Source organism: Nioella aestuarii (assembly GCF_050896395.1).
GTDB classification, from domain to species: domain Bacteria; phylum Pseudomonadota; class Alphaproteobacteria; order Rhodobacterales; family Rhodobacteraceae; genus Nioella; species Nioella aestuarii.
This window is the reverse complement of record NZ_JBPBBA010000024.1, coordinates 19,537-42,756: the sequence shown is the minus strand read 5'-3', so window position 1 is coordinate 42,756 and position 23,220 is coordinate 19,537. Positions and strand designations below refer to the sequence as shown.

Here is a 23,220-nt window from a genome sequence, read left to right as displayed (position 1 = left end):
TTTCACGTGAAACATCTGGATTTCGATGTAGTGGTTATCGGTGGCGGCCACGCTGGTTCTGATGCTGCCCACGCGGCTGCACGTCGGGGTGTGCGGGTGGCGCTGTTGACCTTGCGGGCCGACGCGATTGGGGTCATGTCCTGTAACCCGGCGATCGGTGGCTTGGGTAAAGGCCATCTCGTTCGCGAAATTGATGCGCTTGGCGGGGCCATGGGCCGTGTGGCGGATGCCTCTGGTATCCAGTTCCGCCTGCTCAATCGCCGTAAAGGGCCCGCCGTTCAGGGCCCGCGCACGCAGTCGGATCGAAAGCTCTACCGTCTTGCTATGCAGGCCGAACTGGCCGCGCTGCCCAATCTGACCATCCTGGAAGGCGAAGCCGCCGATCTGATGCTGAACGGTGGCCGTATCGCGGGTGTCAGGCTTGAAGATGGCAGTGAGATCAGTGCTCGCGCAGTGGTTCTGACCACGGGTACCTTTCTGCGTGGGATCATCCATATCGGCGACAAGCAACGCCCCGGCGGACGCATGGGGGATAAACCATCCAACCTGCTGGCAGAGCGGATAGCCGATTTCGGCCTGCCGCTCGGCCGCCTGAAAACCGGAACGCCGCCGCGCTTGAACGGCAAGACCATCAACTGGGATATCCTCGAAAGCCAGCCGGCGGATGAGGATCCGGTGATGTTTTCGTTCCTGTCCAAAGGCCCACAGGTGCGGCAGATCTCTTGTGGGATCACCCATACAAACGAGAAGACCCATCAGATCATCCGCGATAACCTTGACCGCTCCGCCATGTATGGTGGGCACATAGAGGGCATTGGCCCGCGCTATTGTCCGTCGATCGAAGACAAGATCGTGCGGTTCGCTGACAAGGACTCCCATCAGATCTTTCTGGAGCCAGAGAGGCTGGACGATGACACCGTCTATCCTAACGGCATCTCCACGTCGCTGCCGGAAGAGGTACAGCACGACTACGTTCACTCGATCAGAGGACTGGAACAGGCAGAGATCCTGCAACCCGGCTACGCCATCGAGTATGACTATGTCGATCCCCGCGCGCTGAGCCCGGTGCTGGAGGTTAAGGATGTACCGGGCCTGTTCCTGGCCGGGCAGATCAACGGCACCACGGGATATGAGGAAGCTGCGGCACAAGGTCTTGTGGCTGGGTTGAACGCTGCTCAACAAATCTTGGATCAGGAGCCTGTGACATTCAGCCGGAGCGAATCCTATATCGGCGTGATGATCGACGATCTTGTGACGCGCGGCGTGGCGGAGCCCTATCGCATGTTTACCTCGCGCGCTGAATTCCGTCTGACCCTGCGCGCTGATAATGCGGATCAGCGCCTTACACCTCGTGCAATGGAGCTGGGAATCGCCAGCGAAGCGCGGATCGCGGCGTTTGAGGACAAGATGGAGCGGCTGGCAAAGGGCTATGACACGCTGCGTGGCGTGGACCTGACCCCGACCGAAGCGCGCCGCCACGGGCTGAATGTCAATCAAGACGGCCAAAGGCGAACGGCTTTGGACCTGTTGTCGTTCCCGGATATCACAATTGAGGACTTGTCCGGTATTTGGCCCGAGGTCGACGCCGTGGACCGGGAAACCAAGGATCAGCTTAGCCGCGAAGCGCTCTATTCAAGTTATATCGAGCGACAGAAATCCGACGTGGCCGCGCTGAAGCGCGACGAGGCGCACAAGATACCAGCATCCTTTTCCTATGATGGCATTGATGGGCTGTCGAATGAATTGCGGGGCAAGCTGACCATGATCCGCCCTCAGACCCTGGGGCAGGCGGGCCGGATAGAGGGGATGACCCCTGCTGCCTTGACGCTTTTGCTGACCAAGATCCGCCAGCATGAACGGAAAAGCGCATGACCGAGGAAGAGGCGCGCGCGCGTCTGCAAGCCGATGTTTCACGTGAAACATTCGAACGCCTCGAAACCTATGCCGCTGCGCTGGTGAAATGGCAGAAGGCGATCAATCTGGTGGCGCCGGGTACGATCCCGGAACTTTGGACGCGTCATTTCCTTGATTCTGCGCAAGTATTCGATCTTTGCCCGGTGAAAGAGGGATTGTGGCTGGACATCGGGTCTGGTGCGGGCTTCCCCGGGCTCGTCTGCGCTGCAATTGCTGCTGAAAAGGCGCCTGGCCTTAGATTTACCTTCATCGAAAGCGATCTTCGCAAGGGCAGCTTTCTGCGTACCGTCGCAGCTCAGATGGGCCTGAAGATCGGCGTTTTGACACGCCGTATCGAAGAGGCCCCCCCGCAAAACGCCGTGATATTGTCTGCAAGGGCGCTTTCCTCGCTAACGAAATTGCTTGGCCACGCGGAGCGGCACCTGTCACCTGATGGCACCGCCCTTTTCCTGAAAGGCGCGACACATGGGCAGGAAGTGGAAGAAGCGCTTGAGACATGGCGCATGACGATGGAATCTATACCCAGCCAAACGGCCGACGGGGCCGTGATTCTGAAAATCGGAGATGTACAACGTGCCTGAGTTCCGGCGGCCCCGCTGTATAGCGATTGCAAACCAGAAAGGCGGGGTCGGGAAGACGACAACCGCTATCAACCTTGGCGCGGCCTTGGCCGCTGAAGGGCAAAGGGTACTGGTCATCGACCTGGACCCGCAGGGAAATGCCTCAACCGGGCTTGGAATCGATACTGATCAGCGCAACGTGACCACTTATGATCTGTTGATCGAAGACATGCCACTGCGAGAAATTGTGCTGCCGACCGGTGTCGACAACCTGTGGATTGCGCCGTCGACCACGGATCTGAGTTCCGCTGATGTGGAGCTAGTGAGCAATGAGAATCGGGTTTTCCTGCTGAAAGACGCGCTGGCACCCACTATGGTCGCCGGTTTTGACATCATCCTGATGGATTGCCCCCCGTCGCTGAACCTGCTGACGGTTAACGCCATGGTGGCAGCTGACGCCGTTCTGGTGCCGCTTCAATCCGAGTTTTTTGCGCTGGAGGGCCTTTCGCAGCTGATGTTGACCATCCGTGAGGTGCGGCAGTCGGCAAACCCTGCGCTGCGGATCGAGGGCGTGGTTCTGACAATGTACGACATGCGCAACAACCTGTGTCGTCAAGTAGAGGAAGACGCCCGCGAAAACCTTGGTGATCTGGTGTATCAGACCCGGATTCCCCGGAATGTGAGGCTCAGCGAAGCGCCGTCTTATGCCATGCCGATCCTGCAATACGACCCGACCTCGCGCGGAAGCGAAGCCTATCGTGATCTGGCCCGGGAAGTGCTGGACCGGCAGTTGCAACAGGCCTGAGAGGAACAAGAAAATGGCAACGAGAAAGAGCAGGGGCCTGGGGCGCGGATTGTCGGCCTTGATGGCGGATATCAACGAGCCGAGCGCAGATGAAACTGCCGCGCCTGACAGCCCGCGCCGCCCCGATATGAACGTGCCGATTGAACAGGTGCGCCCGAACCCCGATCAGCCGCGCCGCGCCTTCACGCAGGAAGCGCTGGAGGAGCTGTCAGACTCGATCGCCGAGAAAGGGATTATCCAGCCGCTGATCGTCAGGCCAGATCCAACGCAGGAAGGGGCATATCAGATCGTTGCCGGTGAACGCCGCTGGCGCGCGGCGCAGATGGCGCAGCTGCATGAAGTCCCCGTATTAGTGCGTGATTTTGATGACACAGAGGTGTTGGAAGTCGCGATCATCGAGAACATCCAACGCGCCGATCTGAACCCCGTGGAAGAGGCCATGGGCTATCGACAGCTGATGGACCGGTTCAACCACACACAAGAACGGCTGGCGACGGCAATGGGCAAAAGCCGGTCTCATATCGCCAACCTCATGCGTTTGCTGACACTGCCCGAAGAGGTCCAGGGTTATCTGCGGGACGGGCAGCTAAGTGCCGGGCACGCCCGTGCGCTTGTCGGCAGCGATGATGCTGTCAGGATCGCGCGCGAGGTGATCAACAAGGGCCTGTCTGTGCGAGAGGTCGAAAAGCTGATGCGCAAGCCGACTGCACCGACCGGTGGCGCTTCACGACCGCGCCCCGCTAGTGACAAGGATGCGGATACAAAGGCGCTGGAATCCGATCTGTCTGCTGCGATTGGTTTGCCCGTCAGCATTGATCATGACGCTGACGGTGGATCCGGGAAGATTTCTATCAAATACGCAGATCTTGGCCAGCTGGACGATATCATCCAGATTCTGAACTCAAATGGCTAGGAAAGCAGCTCTCTGAGTAGACTGTTTAGTATGGGGCGACCAGTGCTGGTCGCCCTTATTTTGTTGGCGCTTTCGGTCAAAAACCCCATATCTTGTAGTCTCTCTCGTCGATCTCGTGGTAACTCAACGCCCGATAGCTCATTGAACCGCACGAGAGAGCTCCCCTCGGACAGCCTCAAACTCATCATCAGATACTCGGTTGCCTGGTCCTTGGGGTTGATCGGTTCCCGCAAGGATTCGCCGTGACCTTTGGTTTCGACCTGGGTAAGCCAGGTGGTGGGGGTCAGCGGGGTCTCGGTCGCGTAGCGGGTTCCGCCCAAGGTCAAGCGCCCATGCGCGCCGGGGCCGATGCCGATGTAGTCGCCATAGCGCCAATAGATCAGGTTGTGCCGGCTCTCCGCCATATCGCGCGCATGGTTCGAGATCTCATAAGCGGGCATTCCTGCCGCCTCCGTGATCTCTTGTGTGATGTCGTACATATCAGCGGCACTGTCATCCGTCGGCAGGCCGGGCAGGCGGCCGATGGCATAGCGATCCCCGAAGGCGGTGCCGTCCTCGATAGTCAGCTGGTAGAGCGAAAGGTGATCAATCGCCATATTTAGAGCCTGTTTTAGCTCCTCTGACCATTCCTGTGGGGTCTGGTGTTGCCGGGCATAGATCAGGTCGAAACTGACACGATCAAACAGCTTTCTGGCGACATCAAAGGCATCTCGCCCTTCCTTGGCGGTGTGCATCCTGCCAAGGCGCTTTAGGTCACTGTCGTTAAGTGACTGAATTCCCATGGAAATTCTGTTAACACCCGCATCGCGGAAGCCGGAAAAGCGACCTGCCTCAACCGATGTTGGATTCGCCTCTAGCGTGACCTCAAAACTATTGGAAACAGACCATGTTGCGCGGATTTCCTCTAGCACTGCATGAACCAGATCGGGGTTCATGAGGGATGGCGTGCCGCCGCCGAAGAACACCGTATTTAGTGTGCGCCCATGGGTGAGCTCACCATATCTTCTGACTTCCGAAAGATAGGCTGCCTTCCAGCGAGACTGATCTACATGCGAGGCGACGTGGCTGTTGAAGTCGCAATAGGGGCATTTCGCCAGACAGAAAGGCCAATGCAGGTAGAGCCCGAACCCGCCTTTCTGCCAGTCCTCACTTGCCAAGTGCGGCCACCAGTTTGCGGAACGCATCAGCGCGGTGGCTGATCTGGTTCTTTTCCCAACGATCCATTTCGCCAAAGGTGATGTCATACCCCTTCGGTTGGAAAATCGGGTCATAGCCATGACCCTGATCGCCCCGCATTGGCCAGACGACCGCGCCTTCCATCACGCCGGGGAAGACCTCGTCATGTCCGTCGGGCCAGGCCAGCACCAGAGTGCAGCAGAACCGGGCGGTGCGGGGGGCTTTGGCCCCGACCTTCTCCAGTTCTTCATGTGTCCGGGTCATGGCCATCACGAAATCCCGCCCATTCGGCGTTTCCGCCCAATCGGCGGTGTAGACACCCGGCGCGCCGCCAAGTGCGTCAATCTCGATGCCGGAATCATCAGCAAGCGCCGGTAGTCCGGTGGCCTTCGCCGCCGTATGGGCCTTGATGCGGGCATTCTCGACGAAGGTCGTCCCAGTTTCCTCTGGCTCGGGCAGTCCGTGTTCCTTGGCGGATGTTACGGAAATGCCCAGAGGTTCCAGAAGATGTGCGATCTCCTCCAGCTTGCCCTGGTTGTGGGTCGCAACAAGAAGGGTATCGCCGGTGAACTTGCGCATCAGGCGACGGCCGCTTTCTGGGCTGCAACCAGATCGGCAACACCCTTGTCGGCCAAATCCATCAGTTCGTTGAACTGAGCACGGCTAAAGGTGGCGCCCTCGGCACTGGCTTGCAGCTCGATGAGCTGGCCAGATCCCGTCATGACGAAATTGCCGTCGGTTCCGGCCTCGGAATCCTCGTCATAGTCGAGATCCAGCACCGGCTGACCGGCGAAAACCCCGCAGGATACCGCTGCCACATGATCCATGATCGGGTCAGAGATAATGTCACCCGCCTTCATCAGCTTGTTCACCGCAAGGCGCAGCGCAACCCAACCACCGGTGATCGCGGCGCAGCGGGTGCCGCCATCGGCCTGGATCACGTCACAGTCGACGGTAATCTGACGTTCGCCAAGCGCAACCCGGTCGATGCCTGCCCGCAGGGAGCGACCGATAAGCCGTTGAATTTCCTGCGTTCTGCCAGATTGTTTGCCAGCCGATGCCTCGCGCCGCATACGGGTATGGGTGGCGCGTGGCAGCATCCCATATTCTGCCGTCACCCAGCCAAGCCCGGTATTGCGCAGGAAGGGCGGTACACGCTCTTCCAATGATGCGGTGCACAGCACATGGGTGTTGCCGACCTTGATCAGGCACGAGCCCTCTGCATGGCGGGTTACGCCGGTTTCAATTGCAATCGGACGCATCTGGTCTAGGTTTCTGCCTGACGGGCGCATATCTATCTCCTGCATATCGCTTGGGCATGGGGATAGTCCCTAGCCCCTGCGACACGCAACCCCGATTGACCTTCCGTCGCTGCCGCCGCTTAATGTTTCTGACATGACAGCACAGAAAAAGATGCCGGAAACCGCGAATATACTTGCTGAGATGAACGAACGCTCGCGCGAGGTGTTTCGCCGGGTGGTCGAAGGCTATCTGGAAACCGGATCGCCTATGGGATCGCGCACCTTGACGCGCACCCTGTCAGAGAAAGTTTCAGCAGCTACGATCCGAAATGTGATGCAGGATCTGGAGTTTCTTGGATTGCTCAACAGCCCGCACGTATCGGCGGGCCGCATCCCGACTGAACTGGGCTTGCGAATGTTCGTAGACGGGCTGCTGGAAGTTGGCGACCTGACCCTGTCAGACCGTGAAAAGCTTGAAGCTACAGTAGGTGGCAATAACACTGACGTTGCACACAAGCTTGATCTGCTGGGGTCGGCTTTGTCTGGCGTCACCCAAGGCGCAAGCCTTGTTCTGGCGCCGAAACATGAAGCGCCGATCAAGCATATCGAGTTCGTTCAACTGGCGTCCAACAAGGCGCTTGTGGTGCTGGTCTTTGCCGATGGTCATGTTGAGAACCGGATCTTTACCCCGCCGCCGGGTCAGACGCCAAGCTCCATGCGAGAGGCGGCAAATTTCCTGAACGCGCTGGCGGAAGGAAAGACCGTGACCGAGATTCGCCGCCTCATGGAGACCGAGGTGCGCGCCCGGCGTCAGGAGATCGATCAGCTGGCGCGTGAACTGATCGAGAGCGGAGCGGCAATCTGGGAAAACGAAGGCGATCGTACGGAACGGCTGATTGTGCGTGGCCGGTCTCATCTGCTCGAGTCGGGTGGCGAGTCCGAAGAAATGGAGCGCATCAGGACGCTCTTCGATGACCTTGAACGCAAGCGGGACATCGCGGAATTCCTTGAACTGACCGAAGAGGGCGACGGTGTGCGCATTTTTATCGGGTCAGAGAACAAACTTTTCTCACTTTCGGGTTCCTCTCTGGTGGTTTCCCCATATATGAACGCTGATCGAAAGATCATCGGCGCGGTCGGTGTGATTGGGCCCACGCGGCTTAATTACGGCCGGATCGTTCCGATTGTGGATTACACGGCACAACTGGTCGGAAAGCTGATTTCGGACCAGTCATAAGAGGTTTGAGATGGCAGACCCCAAGGAAGAGATGTTCCTGGACGACCCCGATGCGCTCGAGGCAGAACTGGACGCCGCGCTGGAAGATGAAGAGCAGGAAGAGTTTTCTGCTGAAGCGCTGGAACTGGATGCTCTGCGCGCAGAACGCGATGAGCTGAAGGACCGCCTGCTGCGGACTCTGGCGGAGTCCGAAAACGTGCGTAAACGCGCGGACCGTGACCGGCGCGAGGCCGAGCATTACGGCAGCACCCGTTTGGCACGGGATCTGTTGCCGGTCTATGACAACCTGCAACGCGCGCTGGAAGCAGCGAATAAGGAAGAAAACGAAGTTGCGGCGGCTGTGATCGAGGGGGTTGAACTGACCCTGCGAGAGCTGCTGAACGTGTTTTCCAAGCACGGTATGACCCCGATCGTTCCGGAAAACGGCGACGTCTTTAACCCGAATGAGCACGAGGCCATGTTCGAAGCGCCCGTGCCCGGCACAAAGGCGGGCGAGATCATTCAGGTTATGGCGGTTGGCTTCTTGCTGCATGACCGCTTGTTGCGCCCTGCGCAGGTCGGCGTGTCTTCTACCCCGGCGTCGTGAAGGCGGACAGGGCGCGCAGCGGGGGCCAGCCCCCGCACCCCCGGAGTAATTGAGCCAAGAAGAAGGGGCGCGGACAGTTTCAGTGAAATTGCTCGCGTCTAGTCTTTTTCGAGCGATTTCAGTTCGTAGATCAGGTCCAGCGCCTCTTTTGGGGTCAGCATATCTGGGTGAATGTCCTTCAGCCTGTCTGCAACCGGAGACGGTTTCACAGATTGCGGGGCAGGTGCCGGGGTGGCGGAGAACAGCGGCAGGTCATCGATCAGGGCCTTTTGGCGTTCTCCCCCTTCGCGTTCGCCTTTTTCAAGCGCATCCAGAACATCATGGGCCCGTGCGACGACTGAGGCTGGTAGGCCAGCCAGTTTTGCAACCTGAACACCATAGCTGCGGTCTGCGGCACCTGGGCGTACCTCGTGCAGGAAAATGACCTCTCCTTCCCATTCTCGGACAGCGACGGTGGCGTTCTTCACGCCGTCCATCCGATCAGCGAGGCTTGTCATCTCGTGATAGTGGGTGGCGAACAGGGCACGGCAGCGGTTCACTTCGTGCAGGTGCTCCAGTGTGGCCCATGCGATGGACAGGCCATCATATGTGGCGGTGCCGCGTCCGATCTCATCGAGAATGACCAACGCCCGTTCATCGGCCTGGTTTAGGATCGCAGCCGTTTCAACCATTTCAACCATGAAGGTCGACCGGCCCCTCGCCAGATCGTCCGAAGCACCGACGCGGCTGAAAACCTGGCTGACCAAGCCGATTTTCGCGGATGTCGCGGGGACGAAACTGCCCATCTGGGCAAGGATGGCAATCAAGGCGTTCTGGCGCAGATAGGTTGATTTACCGGCCATATTGGGGCCGGTCAGCAAGGTAAGCGCGGCCTTGTCGCCCTCTGCCGTCAGGGTGCAGTCATTAGCAATGAATGGCTCTCCCTCCTTTTGAAGCGCGCGTTCCACGACGGGATGACGACCCGAGGCGACCACGAAATCTCGGCTGTCGTCAATCTGGGCACGCACCCAGTTCTCAGACCGAGCGAGATGGGCCAGCGCGGCCGTCAGATCGATCTCAGCCAGGGCAGCTGCGGCGGCGCCCACTTGCTCGTTTCGGGTTAAAACTGCCTGTTTTAGAGACTGAAACAGGGTCTTTTCGATCTCTAATGCCCGATTGCCGGCGTTAAGGATCTTCGTCTCGATTTCAGATAGCTCTACCGTGGTGAAGCGCACCTGGTTTGCGGTTGTCTGCCGGTGGATGAAGGTTTCGGACAGCGGCGGCGACAGCATCTTTTGGGCATGGGTCGCGGTCGTTTCGATGAAATACCCAAGCACGTTGTTATGCTTGATCTTCAGCGACTGGATGCCGGTGGTGGCGATGAACTCGGCCTGCATCTTGCCGATGATGCCCTTGCCTTCGTCCCGCAATTGCCGGGTATCATCAAGATCTGCGTCATAGCCCGGCGCGATGAACCCACCGTCACGCGCCAATAGGGGCGGCTCTGCGATCAGGGCGGCCTCGAGAAGGTTCAGAAGATCATCATGCCCGGACAAAGCGTTGACACTGTCTGATAAAACCTTTGGAAGGTCTTGATTTCGAAGGGTTTCATGAAGGTGTGCAGCCTGAGCCAGACCGTTGCGAATGGCGGCCAGATCCCGCGGGCCGCCCCGATCGAGCCCAAGCCGGGACAGGGCCCTGTCCATGTCTGGCACCTTGCGCAACGTGTCGCGTAGCGTTTCGGACAGCGCAGAATCCGCGACGCAGGCGGAAACGGCATCCAGCCGTTCGGTGACAATCGGTATCTGGGTCGAGGGGCTGGACAGGCGATGTTCAAGAAGACGCGCACCACCGGCGGTCAGGGTTCGGTCGATCGTCGCCAACAACGATCCGGCGCGTCCCCCGTTTATCGATGTCGTCAGTTCCAGGTTGCGCCGGGTCGCGGCGTCAATCTGCATCATCCGTTGTGCAAGCGTCCGCGATGGCGCGCGAAGAAGCGGCAGTTTGCCTTTCTGTGTGATCTCCAGATAGTCGATGATCGCGCCCATAGCAGCGAGGTCTGAGCGGGTAAAAGACCCAAACGATTCGATTGATTTCACCTGAAATAGAGACTGAATTCGCCGCTCAGCCGACCCGCTGTCAAAGCTGGATGGCGACAACGGAGTGATTGCAGCACCGGTTTCTTCGATCAGCGAAACGGTGTCATTGGACATGCCGTCGGCAACCAGAATCTCCCGTGGCGCAAGCCGCGCAAGTTCCGGGGCAAGCCGGACCAGGGGGCAGGGCATGACGTGAAACGCACCGGTGGAAATATCGGTCCAGGCGAGCGATGATTCGCCCCGGATATCTGCGTAGGCCACCAGATAATTGTGGCGGCGTGCCTCTAGCAGTGTGTCTTCGGTCAGGGTGCCGGGGGTGACCAGCCGCACGACCGCCCTGTGAACCACGGCCTTTGATCCGCGCTTTTTCGCCTCTGCCGGGTCTTCCATCTGTTCGCAGACTGCGACCCGAAACCCCTTGCGGATCAGCGTCAGGAAATAGCCCTCGGCCGAATGTACGGGAACGCCACACATCGGAATGTCTTCGCCCAGATGTTTGCCGCGTTTCGTCAGCGCGATATCCAACGCCTCGGCTGCCGCCACGGCATCGTCAAAAAACATCTCGTAAAAGTCGCCCATCCTGTAAAACAGCAGCGCGTCGCGGTGTTGCGCCTTGATCTCCAGGAATTGCGCCATCATCGGCGTCACTTGTGCGGTCATCGACATCCCCTTGCCTGCGCCGCCACACTACAAATTGCGCGGGCCGGGTAAAAGGCCGCAAACATGCTTGGTTGTGACGTAGGGGCAATCGCTCTAATACGATCTGGCTGGAAAAACGGAGACCGATCAAAAAATGTCGAACAAGACCAAAGTCACCCGCGAAGAGGCCTTGGCCTACCACCTGGAACCGCGTCCAGGAAAGATCGACATTCAGGCCTCGACCGCCATGACCACACAGCGGGATCTTAGCCTGGCCTATTCGCCCGGCGTGGCCGTTCCCTGCGAAGCGATCGCTGAGAACCCGGAACTGGCCTATGACTACACCACCAAGGGCAACATGGTGGCGGTTATTTCCAATGGCACGGCGGTGCTGGGGCTCGGGAACCTTGGGGCCTTGGCGTCCAAGCCGGTGATGGAGGGCAAAGCGGTACTGTTCAAGCGCTTTGCCGACGTCAATTCCATTGATATCGAGCTGGACACAGAAGACCCGACTGAGTTCATCAACGCGGTCAAGCTGATGGGGCCGAGCTTTGGCGGCATCAACCTTGAGGATATCAAGGCGCCTGAATGCTTCATCATCGAACAGCAGTTGAAAGAGATCATGGACATTCCGGTGTTTCATGACGACCAACACGGTACTGCGGTGATTTGCGCTGCGGGGCTGATCAATGCGCTGCATCTGTCGAATAAGAAGATCGAAGATGTGAAGATCGTTTTGAACGGCGCGGGCGCTGCCGGAATTGCCTGTCTTGAGCTGTTGAAAGCTATGGGTGCGCGGCACGAAAACTGCATTATGTGCGACACCAAGGGCGTGATCTATCAGGGTCGCACCGAAGGTATGAACCAGTGGAAATCGGCCCATGCAGTGAAGACCGAATCGCGCACTCTGGAAGATGCGATGAAGGGCTGCGACGTGTTCCTTGGCGTGTCTGCCAAGGGTGCTGTGACGCAGGACATGGTGCTGTCGATGGCCGATAACCCGGTGATCTTCGCCATGGCCAATCCAGATCCCGAGATCACCCCGGAAGAGGCGCATGAAGTCCGGGTGGATGCCATCGTCGCCACAGGCCGCAGTGATTACCCAAACCAGGTGAACAACGTTCTGGGCTTTCCTTATCTCTTCCGCGGGGCGCTGGACATTCACGCGCGCGCCATCAACGACGAGATGAAGATTGCCTGTGCCGAAGCGCTGGCTGAATTGGCTCGTGAAGATGTGCCGGATGAGGTTGCGATGGCCTATGGCCGTAAACTGTCATTCGGGCGCGACTACATCATTCCAACGCCCTTTGATCCGCGGCTGATCTATACGATCCCACCCGCCGTGGCGAAGGCCGGGATGGAAACTGGCGTGGCGCGGCGGCCGATCATCGACCTTGATGCCTACGCGCAGACCCTGAACGCGCGGATGGATCCAACGGCGTCGGTCCTGCGGGGGATCAATGCCCGTGCCCGTGCAGCCCAAGCCCGCATGATCTTTGCGGAAGGGGACGATGTGCGCGTTTTGCGTGCTGCGGTTGCCTATCAACGCAACGGCATGGGCAAGGCCATCGTCGTCGGACGAGAGCCTGATGTGAAGCAAAAGCTGGAAAGTGTCGGCCTGGCCGATGCGGTGCGCGAATTGCAGATCGTGAATGCCGCCAACACCCAGCATCTGGATACCTACAAGGCGTTTCTCTACGACCGGTTGCAGCGCAAGGGTTTTGACCGGACGGATATTCACCGGCTTGCGGCCCGCGACCGCCATGTGTTTGCGTCGCTGATGCTGGCGCATGGTCATGGTGACGGGCTGGTGACTGGCGCTACTCGCAAATCGGCGCATGTGCTGGGGCTGATCGGGCATGTCTTCGACGCGCGGGCGCAGGATGGTGCGGTTGGTGTCACGGTTCTGATGAACAAGGGCAAGATCGTGCTGGTCGGCGATACGCTGGTCCATGAATGGCCCGAGGCAGAGGATCTGGCCCTGATCGCGCAGCGCGGTGCAACCGTGGCGCGCGGTTTGGGGATCGAGCCCCGCGTCGCCTTTGTCAGCTTCTCGACCTATGGCTATCCGGTGTCCGAGCGGGCCGAAAAGATGCACCTCGCGCCGAAGGTTTTGGACAAGTTGGGCGTGGATTTCGAATACGACGGCGAGATGACCGTTGACGTCGCCCTGAATCGCGATGTCATGGCGCAATATCCGTTTACCCGATTGTCTGGCCCCGCGAATGTTCTAGTGGTGCCGGCGCGGCATTCGGCGTCGATTTCGGTCAAGCTGATGCAGGAAATGGCCGGGGCGACGGTGATCGGCCCGATCCTTACGGGGCTGGAACATCCGGTACAGATCTGTTCGACGGGCTCGACCTCGAACGACATTCTGAACATGGCCGCGATGGCCGCAAGCCGCATCGGTCACTGAACAGAAAAGGCCCGCCGGAGCGTTTCCAGCGGGCCATTTTCGTCTCTGAACCGGGCGAAATCAGCTTGTCATGCCGTCCCAGAAATTCTTGACCTTGTCGAAAAACCCGCTGGCATTGGGGTTGTTCGACTTGGCACAGGATTCTTCGAACTGGCGCAACAGCTCTTTCTGTTCGCTGGTCAGTTTCACGGGGGTTTCAACGGCCAGCTCAATGTACATGTCGCCCTGACCGGTGCCGCGCAACGCTGGCATCCCCTTGGACCTTAGGCGCATCTGCCGGCCTGACTGTGACCCTTCGGGAACCTTCACACGGCTGCGGCCACCGTCGATTGTAGGAACTTCGACTTCCCCGCCAAGGGCGGCCTTGGTCATAGACACGGGCACACGGCAGAATAGGTCCAGCCCGTCACGCTGGAAGATTGCGTGATCCTGCACTTCGATGAAAATATAGAGATCACCCGTAGGGCCGCCGCGCAGCCCGGCCTCGCCCTCGCCAGAAAGGCGAATGCGGGTGCCAGTTTCGACGCCGGCGGGGATATTCACGGACAGGGCCTTTTCCTTCTCGGTCCGGCCCGAACCTCCGCAGACACGGCAGGGGTTTTTCACGATCTGACCGGCACCCGAACAAGTGGGGCACGTGCGTTCAACGGTGAAGAAGCCCTGCTGCGCGCGAACCTTGCCCATGCCGGAACAGGTCGGGCAGGTCTGGGGTTCGGCCCCGCCTTCCGCGCCACTGCCGCTGCATTCACCACACGCGACAGAGGTGGGAACGGTGATCGCCTTTTGCAGACCCGTAAATGCCTCTTCCAGAGTAATTCCGAGGTTGTAGCGCAAGTCGGAGCCGCGCGTTGCCCGTTGCCGGGCGCCACCGCGCTGACCGCCCATGAAATCGCCGAACAGGTCTTCGAACACGTCGGAAAAGGCGCTGGCGAAATCACCCTGGCCCCGGCCGCCGCCCGCACGCGGGCCGCCACCCATGCCACCATCGAATGCCGCGTGACCATAGCGGTCATAGGCGGCCTTCTTGTCGGCATCCTTCAGCACTTCGTAGGCTTCGTTGATTTCCTTGAACTGAGCTTCGGCGTCCGGATTGTCCGCGTTGCGATCCGGGTGCAGTTCCTTGGCCTTCTTGCGGTAGGCCTTTTTCAACTCGTCCGCCGAGGCCCCTTTGGAGGCCCCGAGAACCTCGTAATAATCGCGTTTTGCCATTTGGATTGCTGCCTTCCTCAAACGAGCAGACCGGCCAAGGGGTTTTCCTCAGCCGGTCGCACGTGGGTCAGTTCACGCGATCACGACCGACGGTCGTTGTCGAGGTCTTCAAAGTCTGCGTCCACGATATCATCGTCGACGCCGCCGGGCTCATCCACGCCGTCCGGCGCGTCTTCACCAGCTTCCTCGGCCTGCGCCTTGTAGATGGCTTCGCCCAGTTTCATGGCCGCTTCGGTCACGTTCTGGATGCCGCCTTTGATCTTGGCTGCGTCTTCGGATTCCAGCGTTTCTTCCAGCGCTTTGATGGCCAGCTCGATGGCTTCGATGGTGGTCGGGTCAACCTTGTCACCATGTTCTTCCATCGATTTCTGGGTCGAGTGGATCAGGCTTTCAGCCTGGTTTTTCGCTTCGACCAGTTCCTTACGGCTCTTGTCGGCCTCGGCGTTTTCCTCGGCTTCACGCACCATGCGCTCGATGTCCTCATCGGACAGGCCACCAGATGCCTGGATGGTGATCTGCTGTTCCTTGCCGGTGCCCTTGTCCTTGGCGCCGACGGACACGATGCCATTGGCGTCGATGTCGAAGGTCACTTCGATCTGGGGCATACCACGCGGTGCGGGCGGGATGTTTTCGAGGTTGAACTGGCCGAGCATCTTGTTGTCAGCGGCCATCTCGCGTTCACCCTGGAAGACGCGGATCGTCACGGCGTTCTGGTTATCTTCCGCGGTCGAGAAGATCTGCGACTTCTTGGTCGGGATCGTCGTGTTGCGGTCGATCAGACGGGTGAACACACCACCAAGCGTTTCAATGCCAAGCGACAGCGGCGTCACGTCCAGCAGAACCACATCCTTGACGTCGCCTTGCAGAACACCGGCCTGAATGGCGGCGCCCATGGCAACGACTTCGTCGGGGTTCACGCCTTTGTGGGGCTCCTTGCCGAAGAAGTTCGACACTTCCGCGATCACTTTGGGCATACGGGTCATACCGCCGACCAAAACGATCTCGTCGATCTCACCCTTGGAAATGCCAGCGTCTTTCAGTGCGGCCTGACAGGGCTTGAGCGACGCCTTGATCAGATCACCGACCAGAGATTCCAGCTTGGCACGGGTCAGCTTCATCACCAGGTGAAGCGGCGCGCCGTCCTTGCCCATCGAGATGAAGGGCTGGTTGATTTCGGTCTGGGTGGCCGAGGACAGTTCGATCTTGGCTTTCTCGGCAGCTTCTTTCAGACGCTGGAGGGCCATCTTGTCCTTGGTCAGGTCAACGCCATGTTCCTTTTTGAACTCGTTGGCGAGGTAATCGACAATGCGCATGTCGAAGTCTTCACCACCCAGGAACGTGTCACCGTTGGTGGATTTCACTTCGAACAGGCCATCGTCGATTTCGAGGATGGTGATGTCGAAGGTACCACCGCCAAGGTCATAGACCGCGATGGTTTTGCTGTCTTTCTTGTCCAAGCCGTAGGCGAGGGCAGCTGCAGTCGGTTCGTTGATGATCCGCAGCACTTCTAGACCGGCGATTTTGCCGGCGTCCTTGGTGGCCTGACGCTGGGCGTCGTTGAAATAGGCGGGCACGGTGATGACGGCTTGCGTCACCTCTTCGCCAAGATAGCTCTCGGCGGTTTCTTTCATCTTGCCAAGGATCAGTGCGGACACCTGACTGGGGCTGAACTTTTCGCCCTTCACCTCAACCCATGCGTCACCATTGCCGCCATCGACGATGGCATAGGGCACCAATTTCTTGTCCTTCTCGACCGCGGGGTCACCCACGCGGCGGCCGATCAGGCGTTTGACGGCGAAAATCGTGTTGTCGGGGTTGGTGACAGCCTGACGCTTAGCAGCCTGACCCACCAGTTTTTCATCATCGGTGTAGCCGACGATCGAGGGCGTGGTCCGCGCGCCTTCCGAGTTTTCGATAACCCGGGGCTGAGATCCGTCCATGATGGCAACGCACGAGTTCGTGGTGCCGAGGTCGATACCAATCACTTTGGCCATGTCTTTGTCATTCCTTCTTCAAGGCGATGTTGCAGGAGCGGGTCCGATTGCGGCCCCCGGCCCCTTATCCCAATTTGGTCAGAGAGTGCCCCAACCAAGCTTCGGAGGGTATATAAGTGGGGCTTCAAGCCGCTGCAAGCATGGCAAAGCGGTGAAATGGGCGGAATCTGATTCAGTTTCGTCATGCAAGCAGGGATGTAGGAGCATATGGATTTCAACAGGGTGCAGGTTCAGGGCTTTGATATCTACCCGGACTACCTTTCACCCGATGTCCAATCGCGGATGGTTGCGGATGTTCGGCTTATAGCAAGCGCAGCCCCGTTGTTTCATCCGATCACCCCGAGCGGTCGGAAAATGTCGGTCAGGATGACCTCCGCCGGGCGTGTTGGTTGGGTCAGCGACCGGCGCGGGTATCGCTATGATCGGGTGCATCCCGACGGCATGTCCTGGCCGCCGATACCGGACAGCATTCTGACTGTCTGGCGGGATCTCTCAGGAACGGAGAGGGACCCGGATTGCTGTTTGGTAAACTTCTATGGCGAAGCGGCGCGCATGGGTCTGCATCAGGACAAGGACGAACAGGATTTTAGCCAGCCGGTTCTGTCCATCTCACTCGGGGATGATGCACTGTTTCGAATGGGCAATGTCGAACGCGGCGGCCCGACGAAATCTGTCTGGCTAAGGTCAGGCGATGTGGTGGTTATGGGCGGTGAGGCAAGGCTGCGTCATCACGGGGTCGACCGACTGAGATTCGGCTCCTCCCCGCTCTTGCCGAACGGGGGGAGGATCAATTTGACCTTACGGGTGGTCGATTAGCGCGACAGAGAACAGCAGCCTTCCAACAGCTCCGACCCTTGAGAAGTCGTGCGCAGGAAATATGCGATCATGCCGTAGTCCCGGTCGCTCATCCCGTCGGAACAGATGCCGCGGCGGATAAAGGCTGTCATCCTGGAATTTCCGCTATCGAGGACCATCCCAAAGGTTTGCGGACCCCTGCCAGAGGGTTCCCCGCTCCACAACTCTGCGAAAGGTTCGGGGGCGGCCATTGTGACGCTGTTGAAGTTGCCGCCGCCGATCAGGCGCTCAAAGCTCCAGAAAGGTTCTGTTCCGTGACAGTAAAGCGGCGCCGGAAGACCTGCGTTCCAGTCCGGTCCCATGCGGGTCAGATAACGCATCGACGACCAGCCGGATGTTTCTCCGATGATCACGCGGCCCCATCTGCGGTCTTCGGTCGTTCCCACAACCTCGACATGAGTCTGGTTCGGGGCGAATGACCCGATGATCTGGTGGTTTGCGCCGGGTCCGGCCCGGACGTTCAGCACGTCGGTCGCCACAACACCAGTGACACGGTAGAGTGCGGGGTAATCATGTACTTGGGCGGCCACAGCATGGCCAAAAAACACAAGGAATAGGGTCAAGAAAAGCTTTTTCATCGTCCTGCCGTCCAGCTAGCGGAAACCCGTTTCCGGGTATAAAAATCGCCCATCAGACCCAGCATCACGAGGGCGATGGTGAAATAAATCGGGTAGTGCCAATTGGTGTGATGCGGGAAGTAATTGTTGAAGGCAAACCCGCGCGCCTGATCAATCAGATGAAAGAGCGGGTTCCATGAAAACCAAGGGATCATCATCGCAGGCAAAGCGTTGGCAACGAACATCTTCCCGGAAGCGATCATATTCGCGCGCGTATAGATGCTTTGCACGATCCCTATCACGTCGGGAAACCAAGGTTTCAGGTTCATGAAGATCAGGCCCACGGCACACCCTGTCGCCCAAGCCAGAAGATACATGAAAATAACGCCTGACCAGTCGTGGATCACGAGACCGTCAAAGATCGTATGAATGCCCAACATGATCACGAAGAGTGAAAGTGTCTGGATATACAGCGTCGAAAGCGCCGAAGACACGATAGCGACAATTGTGTTCATCGGCGCATGTAGCATCATGGCAGAGGTCGGTCCCTCTGCCCCCATGACAGCGGTTAGTGCCTTGATGTGAGTGAGGTACAGGAAGATCCCGGTCACAAGGTAAATCAGGAAATCCCCACGGATTGCCATGTTGCGAGTGCCCAGAACCGTAAACATGAAGTAGAACGCCACAACGAACAGGATCGCCTGCAGCATACTCATCAGCAGCGCCATGATGGCATTGCCATGCGTTGCCCTGACCTTCCGAACGGTTGAGGTGTAGATCAACTCTGTCAAACTTAACAAAATGCTAAGCGTAGATTTTCGTCTGGAATGACCGAACTGCATGTGGATACCGATTTTAATCTGCCCGAACGAACGGCCCCCATCTTTGTCGCAGGGATACCTTGCTCAATTCTTGTTAGGTGACGATAACGGCAAAAAGTGGTTTTTTCAATGAAACTCCCAAGGAGGAACGGGATGGATTTCCCCAGTATCGAACGTGTCTTTCGTACTCTGGCCCTGCAAGCGGGTAAACGGATCATGGAGATCTACAACTCCGATGATTTCGAGGTGAAGGCAAAGTCGGACGACAGCCCTGTCACCGAGGCGGATGAAGCAGCCGATGCGCTGATCTCGGCAGGGATTCGGTCGGCGTTTCCGGACATGGTTTTGGTGACTGAGGAACAGGCTGCCAGCCACGCACAATCCGCCAACAATTTCATCATCGTCGACCCGCTGGATGGCACCAAGGAATTCGTCAAGCGGCGTGGTGACTTCACTGTCAACATCGCCCTTGTCCAGGACGGCGTGCCGATCCGTGGTGTCGTATATGCCCCTGCCAAGGGGCGGTTGTTCTATACCGAAGCCGATGGCCGCTCGGTGGAGGAAACCGGCCCGTTCGACACTGATACAAAGGGTACCGTGACCCCAATTTCAGTCTCTAAACCGGACAATTCGGCTCTTTTGGTGGTCGCAAGCAAGTCGCACCGGGATGCCGCGACCGATGCGTATATCGGCAAGTACAGTGTCGAAGACATGAAGAGTGCGGGCTCGTCGCTCAAGTTCTGTCTGGTGGCCACGGGTGAGGCCGATCTTTACCCCCGACTTGGCCGTACGATGGAATGGGACACCGCCGCGGGGGATGCGGTTCTGCGCGGCGCCGGAGGGCAGGTGATCCGGTTCGATGACCACACCCCGTTCACCTATGGTAAACCAGAATATGAGAACCCTTTCTTTATCGCCCATGCCCCAGGCGTCGATCTAAAGGCTGGCTGAATGACCAATGTCTGCATCATCCCCGCGCGGTACGCTTCGACCCGTTATCCCGGCAAGCCGCTTGCCGAGCTGAAAGGCGCCACCGGTATTTCCCGCAGCCTGATAGAACGCAGCTGGCTTGCCGCGCAGGAGGTTGAGGGCTTGGACGCAGTCTATGTCGCGACGGATGATGACCGCATTCGAGAGGCGGCAGAGGCTTTCGGGGCAGAGGTTCTGATGACCTCTGACACCTGCCGCAACGGGACCGAACGCTGTGCCGAGGCGCTGGGCCTTCTCGGGGATGATGTAGATATGGTTGTGAATCTTCAGGGTGACGCGCCGCTGACCCCGGCGTGGTTCCTTGAAGAGTTGATCAACGGGCTTAAGGCCGCGCCGGATGCGGCGTTGGCGACGCCGGTGCTGTGTTGCGACGGAGAAACCCATTCGGCGCTGATGGCGGATCGACATGCGGGCCGCGTGGGTGGCACAACGGCAGTTTTCAACCGGGATAACCATGCGCTTTATTTCTCGAAAGAGGTGATCCCCTATACCGGTCGCATCTATCAGCGTGACGAACCGACGCCGGTGTTTCACCATGTTGGTGTCTATGCCTACCGGCCCGAAGCCCTGTCAGCCTATCCAACCTGGCCTGTCGGGGCGCTGGAAACGTTGGAGGGGTTGGAACAGCTTCGCTTCCTTGAGAACGGGCACAATGTTCTGTGTGTTGAGGTCGAGGCACGCGGCCGCAAATTCTGGGAGTTGAACAACCCAGAAGACGTGCCGCGGATTGAAACAATGCTGGCTGAGATGGGGGCGCCTTGACAGATCAGCCCTCCGTCAGCGTGATCGTTGTCAGCTACGGGCGTCCCGCCCTGCTGCGCCGCGCACTGATTGGAATCGGACAGCTTTTCTATCGCCCGTTTGAACTGGTGGTCGTGGCCGACGGGCCTGGCCTTGCTGCGATTTCGGATCTTCCCTTTTCGACCCACATCAAGACAGCCGTTCAAGACAGCCCCAATATCTCTGCCGCTCGGAACCTGGGCCTTGCCATGTCCTCCGGTCAGATCGCTGCTTTTATCGACGATGACGCCGTGCCTGAACCGACATGGCTAAATCATCTCGTTTCCCCTTTGTTAGACACTGAAATTGCCGCGTCTACGGGGACGGTTCTGGGTCGAAACGGGATTAGTGTGCAATGGGCAAACCGCGTTGTTGACAGTCTGGGAAGAGCGCATTCAGCCCCTTCTGGTGCATTGCCGAAGGGGATGGCACTAAAGCTGGAAGGGACAAACATGGCCATGCGTCGGGACGTGGTCCAGCAGCTTGGCGGGTTTGACGACGGATTCGGATTTTATCTCGATGAAACGGATTTGGCCTATAGGCTAATGTTGGCAGATCATCGGGTGGTTCACGCGCCGCTTGCAACCGTGCATCACGGGTTTGCAGCCAGCGAAAGACGCACCGACGATCGTGTTCCGCTCAGCCTGTTTCAGATCGGTCAAAGCAGCATGCGGTACTTGCGGAAACACGCGTCAAACCAAGAGCTACAGGCCGGCGTTGAACAGATAAGAGCAGAGCAGACCGACAGGATAGAGCGGTTGGTGAAGGCAGGGCGATTGAGCCGCAATGACGGCGCAAAACTGCTTGAAGGATTCGAGGCTGGGTTGGTTGCCGGTCAGACCCTGACCACCCCAACGCCTCTGTCTCGCACGCCCGGCGCGGAATTTCGCCCTCTGCTGACCACATCTGCACCGGGATCAGCACTGCTTGCCGGGCGCTGGTTTTCTCGCACACGACTGATGCAAAAGGCGCATTTCCTTGCGCGTGCAGGCAAGTCTGTCACGCTGATGGTCTTTGACCACACGATCCGCGCACACAAAGTAAGCTTCTGTTCTGAGGGCTACTGGATCCAAAGCGGCGGATTGTTCGGAAAATCGTTAAGAAATCAGCGGCTTTTCACAGTATGGTCATTCGATAGGCGAGTTGGCTCTGAGATTCAGCGTCAGAAAAAAATTCGCTGGATTTCCGGCCCACCTGAATGCAATACGGGCAAAGTGTCACAATGTTAGCGATCTTAGGAGCTAAGTTTGCCGTGTTTCACCGATATTGAAGGGTGGAGCAGACAAACCGAACGTTCCACCCCGTTGGAGACGATGATGAAAAAAGTTACCAAAGCGATTTTTCCCGTTGCAGGACTTGGGACACGTTTTTTGCCCGCGACAAAGTCCATTCCTAAGGAGATCATGACACTCGTCGATCGTCCGTTGATTCAGTACGCGATCGACGAGGCACGCGCAGCGGGGATCAAGGAATTCATCTTCGTCACCGCACGCGGTAAGAGCGCGCTGGAAGACTATTTCGATATCGCGCCAGAGCTGGAGAATACGCTGCGAAAGAAGGGCAAGACCGAACTTTTGCAGAATCTGAAATCCACCAACATGGATTCCGGCCAGATCGCATATATCCGCCAGAACAAGGCCCTTGGACTTGGACACGCCGTCTGGTGTGCACGGCGTTTGCTGGGGAATGAACCCTTCGCGGTTATCCTGCCCGATGACGTGATCGCAGCAGAAAAACCCTGTCTGCAACAGATGATCGAGGCCCATGCTGAAACCGGTGGCAACATGGTTGCCGCGATGGAAGTTCCGCCTGAGATGGCCTCGTCCTACGGGGTGCTGGATGTTCGCGAAGACATGGGATCTGTCGTGTCGGTCAAGGGCATGGTTGAAAAGCCCGCAGTCAATGAGGCGCCGTCCAACCTGGCGGTCATTGGCCGTTATATCCTGACCCCAGATATCATGCGCAACCTGAACCGTGCGAAGTCTGGCGCGGGCGGTGAGATTCAGCTGACCGACGCCATTGCTGAAGAAATCGCAACCTCGGACAACGTCTATGGCTTCCGCTTCCGTGGTCAGCGCTATGACTGTGGGTCCAAGGCCGGTTTCCTTCATGCCACGGTTGCCTTTGGTCTTGCGCGTGAAGACCTGCGGGGCGAGTTTTCCCAGTTCCTTGACCAAATGACGGCCACCAAGAACGCCGCCCAATAACGGATGCCCGAGCCCGCCCTGTGCCTTGACCTGACGCGGCTATTGTCCCGCGTCGGGCGTGGACCTTTGACTGGTGTGGATCGGGTGGAACGGGCTTATGCAACCTGGGTTCTGGAGGTGGACTCCGACCCCAGGTTTCTTGTGCGCAGCTCGCGTGGTTACATCTTGCTCGGCGCAGAAGGTGCCCGCGCGTTCCTGGCCGCATTGGATGGCGACGCGGACTGGCCTGCCCCCGATTTTCT

Annotated in this window: 20 protein-coding genes; 12 read left to right on the top strand and 8 right to left on the bottom strand. The window is 58.4% G+C overall.

The window, feature by feature from the left end:
* The first annotated feature begins 6 nt into the window (after positions 1-6).
* Genes mnmG through ACROHD_RS13730 form a run of 4 tightly spaced genes read left to right on the top strand, consistent with a single transcriptional unit; the run spans position 7 to position 4,192 of the window.
* Entirely contained in the window at positions 7-1,872 is a 1,866-nt protein-coding gene (gene mnmG, locus ACROHD_RS13745; protein ID WP_432678688.1) for a tRNA uridine-5-carboxymethylaminomethyl(34) synthesis enzyme MnmG, read from the top strand.
* Entirely contained in the window at positions 1,869-2,495 is a 627-nt protein-coding gene (gene rsmG / locus ACROHD_RS13740; RefSeq protein ID WP_432678687.1) for a 16S rRNA (guanine(527)-N(7))-methyltransferase RsmG, read from the top strand. The genes mnmG and rsmG overlap by 4 nt, the downstream gene beginning before the upstream one ends.
* Positions 2,479-3,279, top strand: coding sequence for a ParA family protein (locus tag ACROHD_RS13735; RefSeq protein ID WP_432678686.1), 801 nt, complete (start codon positions 2,479-2,481; stop codon positions 3,277-3,279). Before rsmG ends, ACROHD_RS13735 begins: the two co-directional genes overlap by 17 nt.
* A 13-nt stretch (positions 3,280-3,292) precedes the next feature.
* On the top strand, positions 3,293-4,192 hold the full coding sequence (locus ACROHD_RS13730; protein ID WP_432678685.1) for a ParB/RepB/Spo0J family partition protein: 900 nt from the start codon (positions 3,293-3,295) through the stop codon (positions 4,190-4,192).
* Here ACROHD_RS13730 and hemW read toward each other — a convergent pair.
* Genes hemW through rph form a run of 3 tightly spaced genes read right to left on the bottom strand, consistent with a single transcriptional unit; the run spans position 4,189 to position 6,660 of the window.
* Positions 4,189-5,376 carry a radical SAM family heme chaperone HemW gene (gene hemW / locus ACROHD_RS13725; protein WP_432678722.1) on the bottom strand — a complete coding sequence of 396 codons (1,188 nt, stop codon included), beginning with the start codon at positions 5,374-5,376 and terminating at the stop codon, positions 4,189-4,191. The two genes, ACROHD_RS13730 and hemW, sit on opposite strands and share 4 nt — an antisense overlap.
* Positions 5,339-5,947, bottom strand: a complete 609-nt coding sequence (gene rdgB, locus ACROHD_RS13720) for an RdgB/HAM1 family non-canonical purine NTP pyrophosphatase (RefSeq protein WP_432678684.1) — start codon at positions 5,945-5,947, stop codon at positions 5,339-5,341. The genes hemW and rdgB overlap by 38 nt, the downstream gene beginning before the upstream one ends.
* A complete protein-coding gene (gene rph, locus ACROHD_RS13715; protein WP_432678682.1) occupies positions 5,947-6,660 on the bottom strand; it encodes a ribonuclease PH in 714 nt (237 codons plus the stop codon). The genes rdgB and rph overlap by 1 nt, the downstream gene beginning before the upstream one ends.
* A 121-nt stretch (positions 6,661-6,781) precedes the next feature.
* Here rph and hrcA point away from each other — a divergent pair, with 121 nt between their 5' ends.
* The gene (hrcA, locus tag ACROHD_RS13710) at positions 6,782-7,846 is read left to right on the top strand and encodes a heat-inducible transcriptional repressor HrcA (RefSeq protein ID WP_432678721.1); all 1,065 of its coding nucleotides are present in this window, start codon (positions 6,782-6,784) and stop codon (positions 7,844-7,846) included.
* Positions 7,847-7,856: 10 nt separating this feature from the next.
* On the top strand, positions 7,857-8,432 hold the full coding sequence (locus tag ACROHD_RS13705; protein WP_432678681.1) for a nucleotide exchange factor GrpE: 576 nt from the start codon (positions 7,857-7,859) through the stop codon (positions 8,430-8,432).
* Positions 8,433-8,530: 98 nt separating this feature from the next.
* On the opposite strand, the gene mutS is transcribed toward ACROHD_RS13705, so the two are convergent.
* Entirely contained in the window at positions 8,531-11,170 is a 2,640-nt protein-coding gene (gene mutS, locus ACROHD_RS13700) for a DNA mismatch repair protein MutS (RefSeq protein WP_432678680.1), read from the bottom strand.
* Positions 11,171-11,303: 133 nt separating this feature from the next.
* Here mutS and ACROHD_RS13695 point away from each other — a divergent pair, with 133 nt between their 5' ends.
* Entirely contained in the window at positions 11,304-13,565 is a 2,262-nt protein-coding gene (locus ACROHD_RS13695; RefSeq protein WP_432678679.1) for an NADP-dependent malic enzyme, read from the top strand.
* Between the two features lie 60 nt (positions 13,566-13,625).
* Here the strand turns inward: ACROHD_RS13695 and dnaJ are convergent, their stop codons facing one another.
* Positions 13,626-14,774, bottom strand: coding sequence for a molecular chaperone DnaJ (dnaJ, locus tag ACROHD_RS13690; RefSeq protein ID WP_432678677.1), 1,149 nt, complete (start codon positions 14,772-14,774; stop codon positions 13,626-13,628).
* Between the two features lie 80 nt (positions 14,775-14,854).
* Positions 14,855-16,768 (bottom strand): molecular chaperone DnaK, encoded by a 1,914-nt coding sequence (dnaK, locus tag ACROHD_RS13685; protein WP_432678675.1) that lies wholly within the window; start codon positions 16,766-16,768, stop codon positions 14,855-14,857.
* A 207-nt stretch (positions 16,769-16,975) separates the two neighbouring features.
* On the opposite strand from dnaK, the gene ACROHD_RS13680 reads away from it, so the two are divergent.
* Entirely contained in the window at positions 16,976-17,584 is a 609-nt protein-coding gene (locus ACROHD_RS13680; RefSeq protein WP_432678673.1) for an alpha-ketoglutarate-dependent dioxygenase AlkB family protein, read from the top strand.
* Here ACROHD_RS13680 and ACROHD_RS13675 read toward each other — a convergent pair.
* Both ACROHD_RS13675 and ACROHD_RS13670 read right to left on the bottom strand, forming a co-directional pair.
* Positions 17,581-18,201, bottom strand: a complete 621-nt coding sequence (locus ACROHD_RS13675) for an SH3 domain-containing protein (RefSeq protein WP_432678672.1) — start codon at positions 18,199-18,201, stop codon at positions 17,581-17,583. The two genes, ACROHD_RS13680 and ACROHD_RS13675, sit on opposite strands and share 4 nt — an antisense overlap.
* Positions 18,198-18,896: an ABC transporter permease gene (locus tag ACROHD_RS13670; protein ID WP_432678670.1), complete on the bottom strand. Its 699-nt coding sequence runs from the start codon at positions 18,894-18,896 to the stop codon at positions 18,198-18,200. The genes ACROHD_RS13675 and ACROHD_RS13670 overlap by 4 nt, the downstream gene beginning before the upstream one ends.
* A gap of 258 nt (positions 18,897-19,154) precedes the next feature.
* On the opposite strand from ACROHD_RS13670, the gene cysQ reads away from it, so the two are divergent.
* The 4 genes from cysQ to galU all read left to right on the top strand — a co-directional run bounded on the left by cysQ (position 19,155) and on the right by galU (position 22,978).
* Positions 19,155-19,952 carry a 3'(2'),5'-bisphosphate nucleotidase CysQ gene (cysQ, locus tag ACROHD_RS13665; protein ID WP_432678669.1) on the top strand — a complete coding sequence of 266 codons (798 nt, stop codon included), beginning with the start codon at positions 19,155-19,157 and terminating at the stop codon, positions 19,950-19,952.
* Complete coding sequence (locus ACROHD_RS13660; RefSeq protein ID WP_432678667.1) at positions 19,953-20,753, top strand: 3-deoxy-manno-octulosonate cytidylyltransferase; 801 nt, start codon at positions 19,953-19,955, stop codon at positions 20,751-20,753.
* Positions 20,750-22,000 (top strand): glycosyltransferase family 2 protein, encoded by a 1,251-nt coding sequence (locus ACROHD_RS13655; RefSeq protein WP_432678666.1) that lies wholly within the window; start codon positions 20,750-20,752, stop codon positions 21,998-22,000. The genes ACROHD_RS13660 and ACROHD_RS13655 overlap by 4 nt, the downstream gene beginning before the upstream one ends.
* An 84-nt stretch (positions 22,001-22,084) precedes the next feature.
* A complete protein-coding gene (galU, locus tag ACROHD_RS13650; protein WP_432678665.1) occupies positions 22,085-22,978 on the top strand; it encodes a UTP--glucose-1-phosphate uridylyltransferase GalU in 894 nt (297 codons plus the stop codon).
* Positions 22,979-23,220 lie beyond the last annotated feature (242 nt).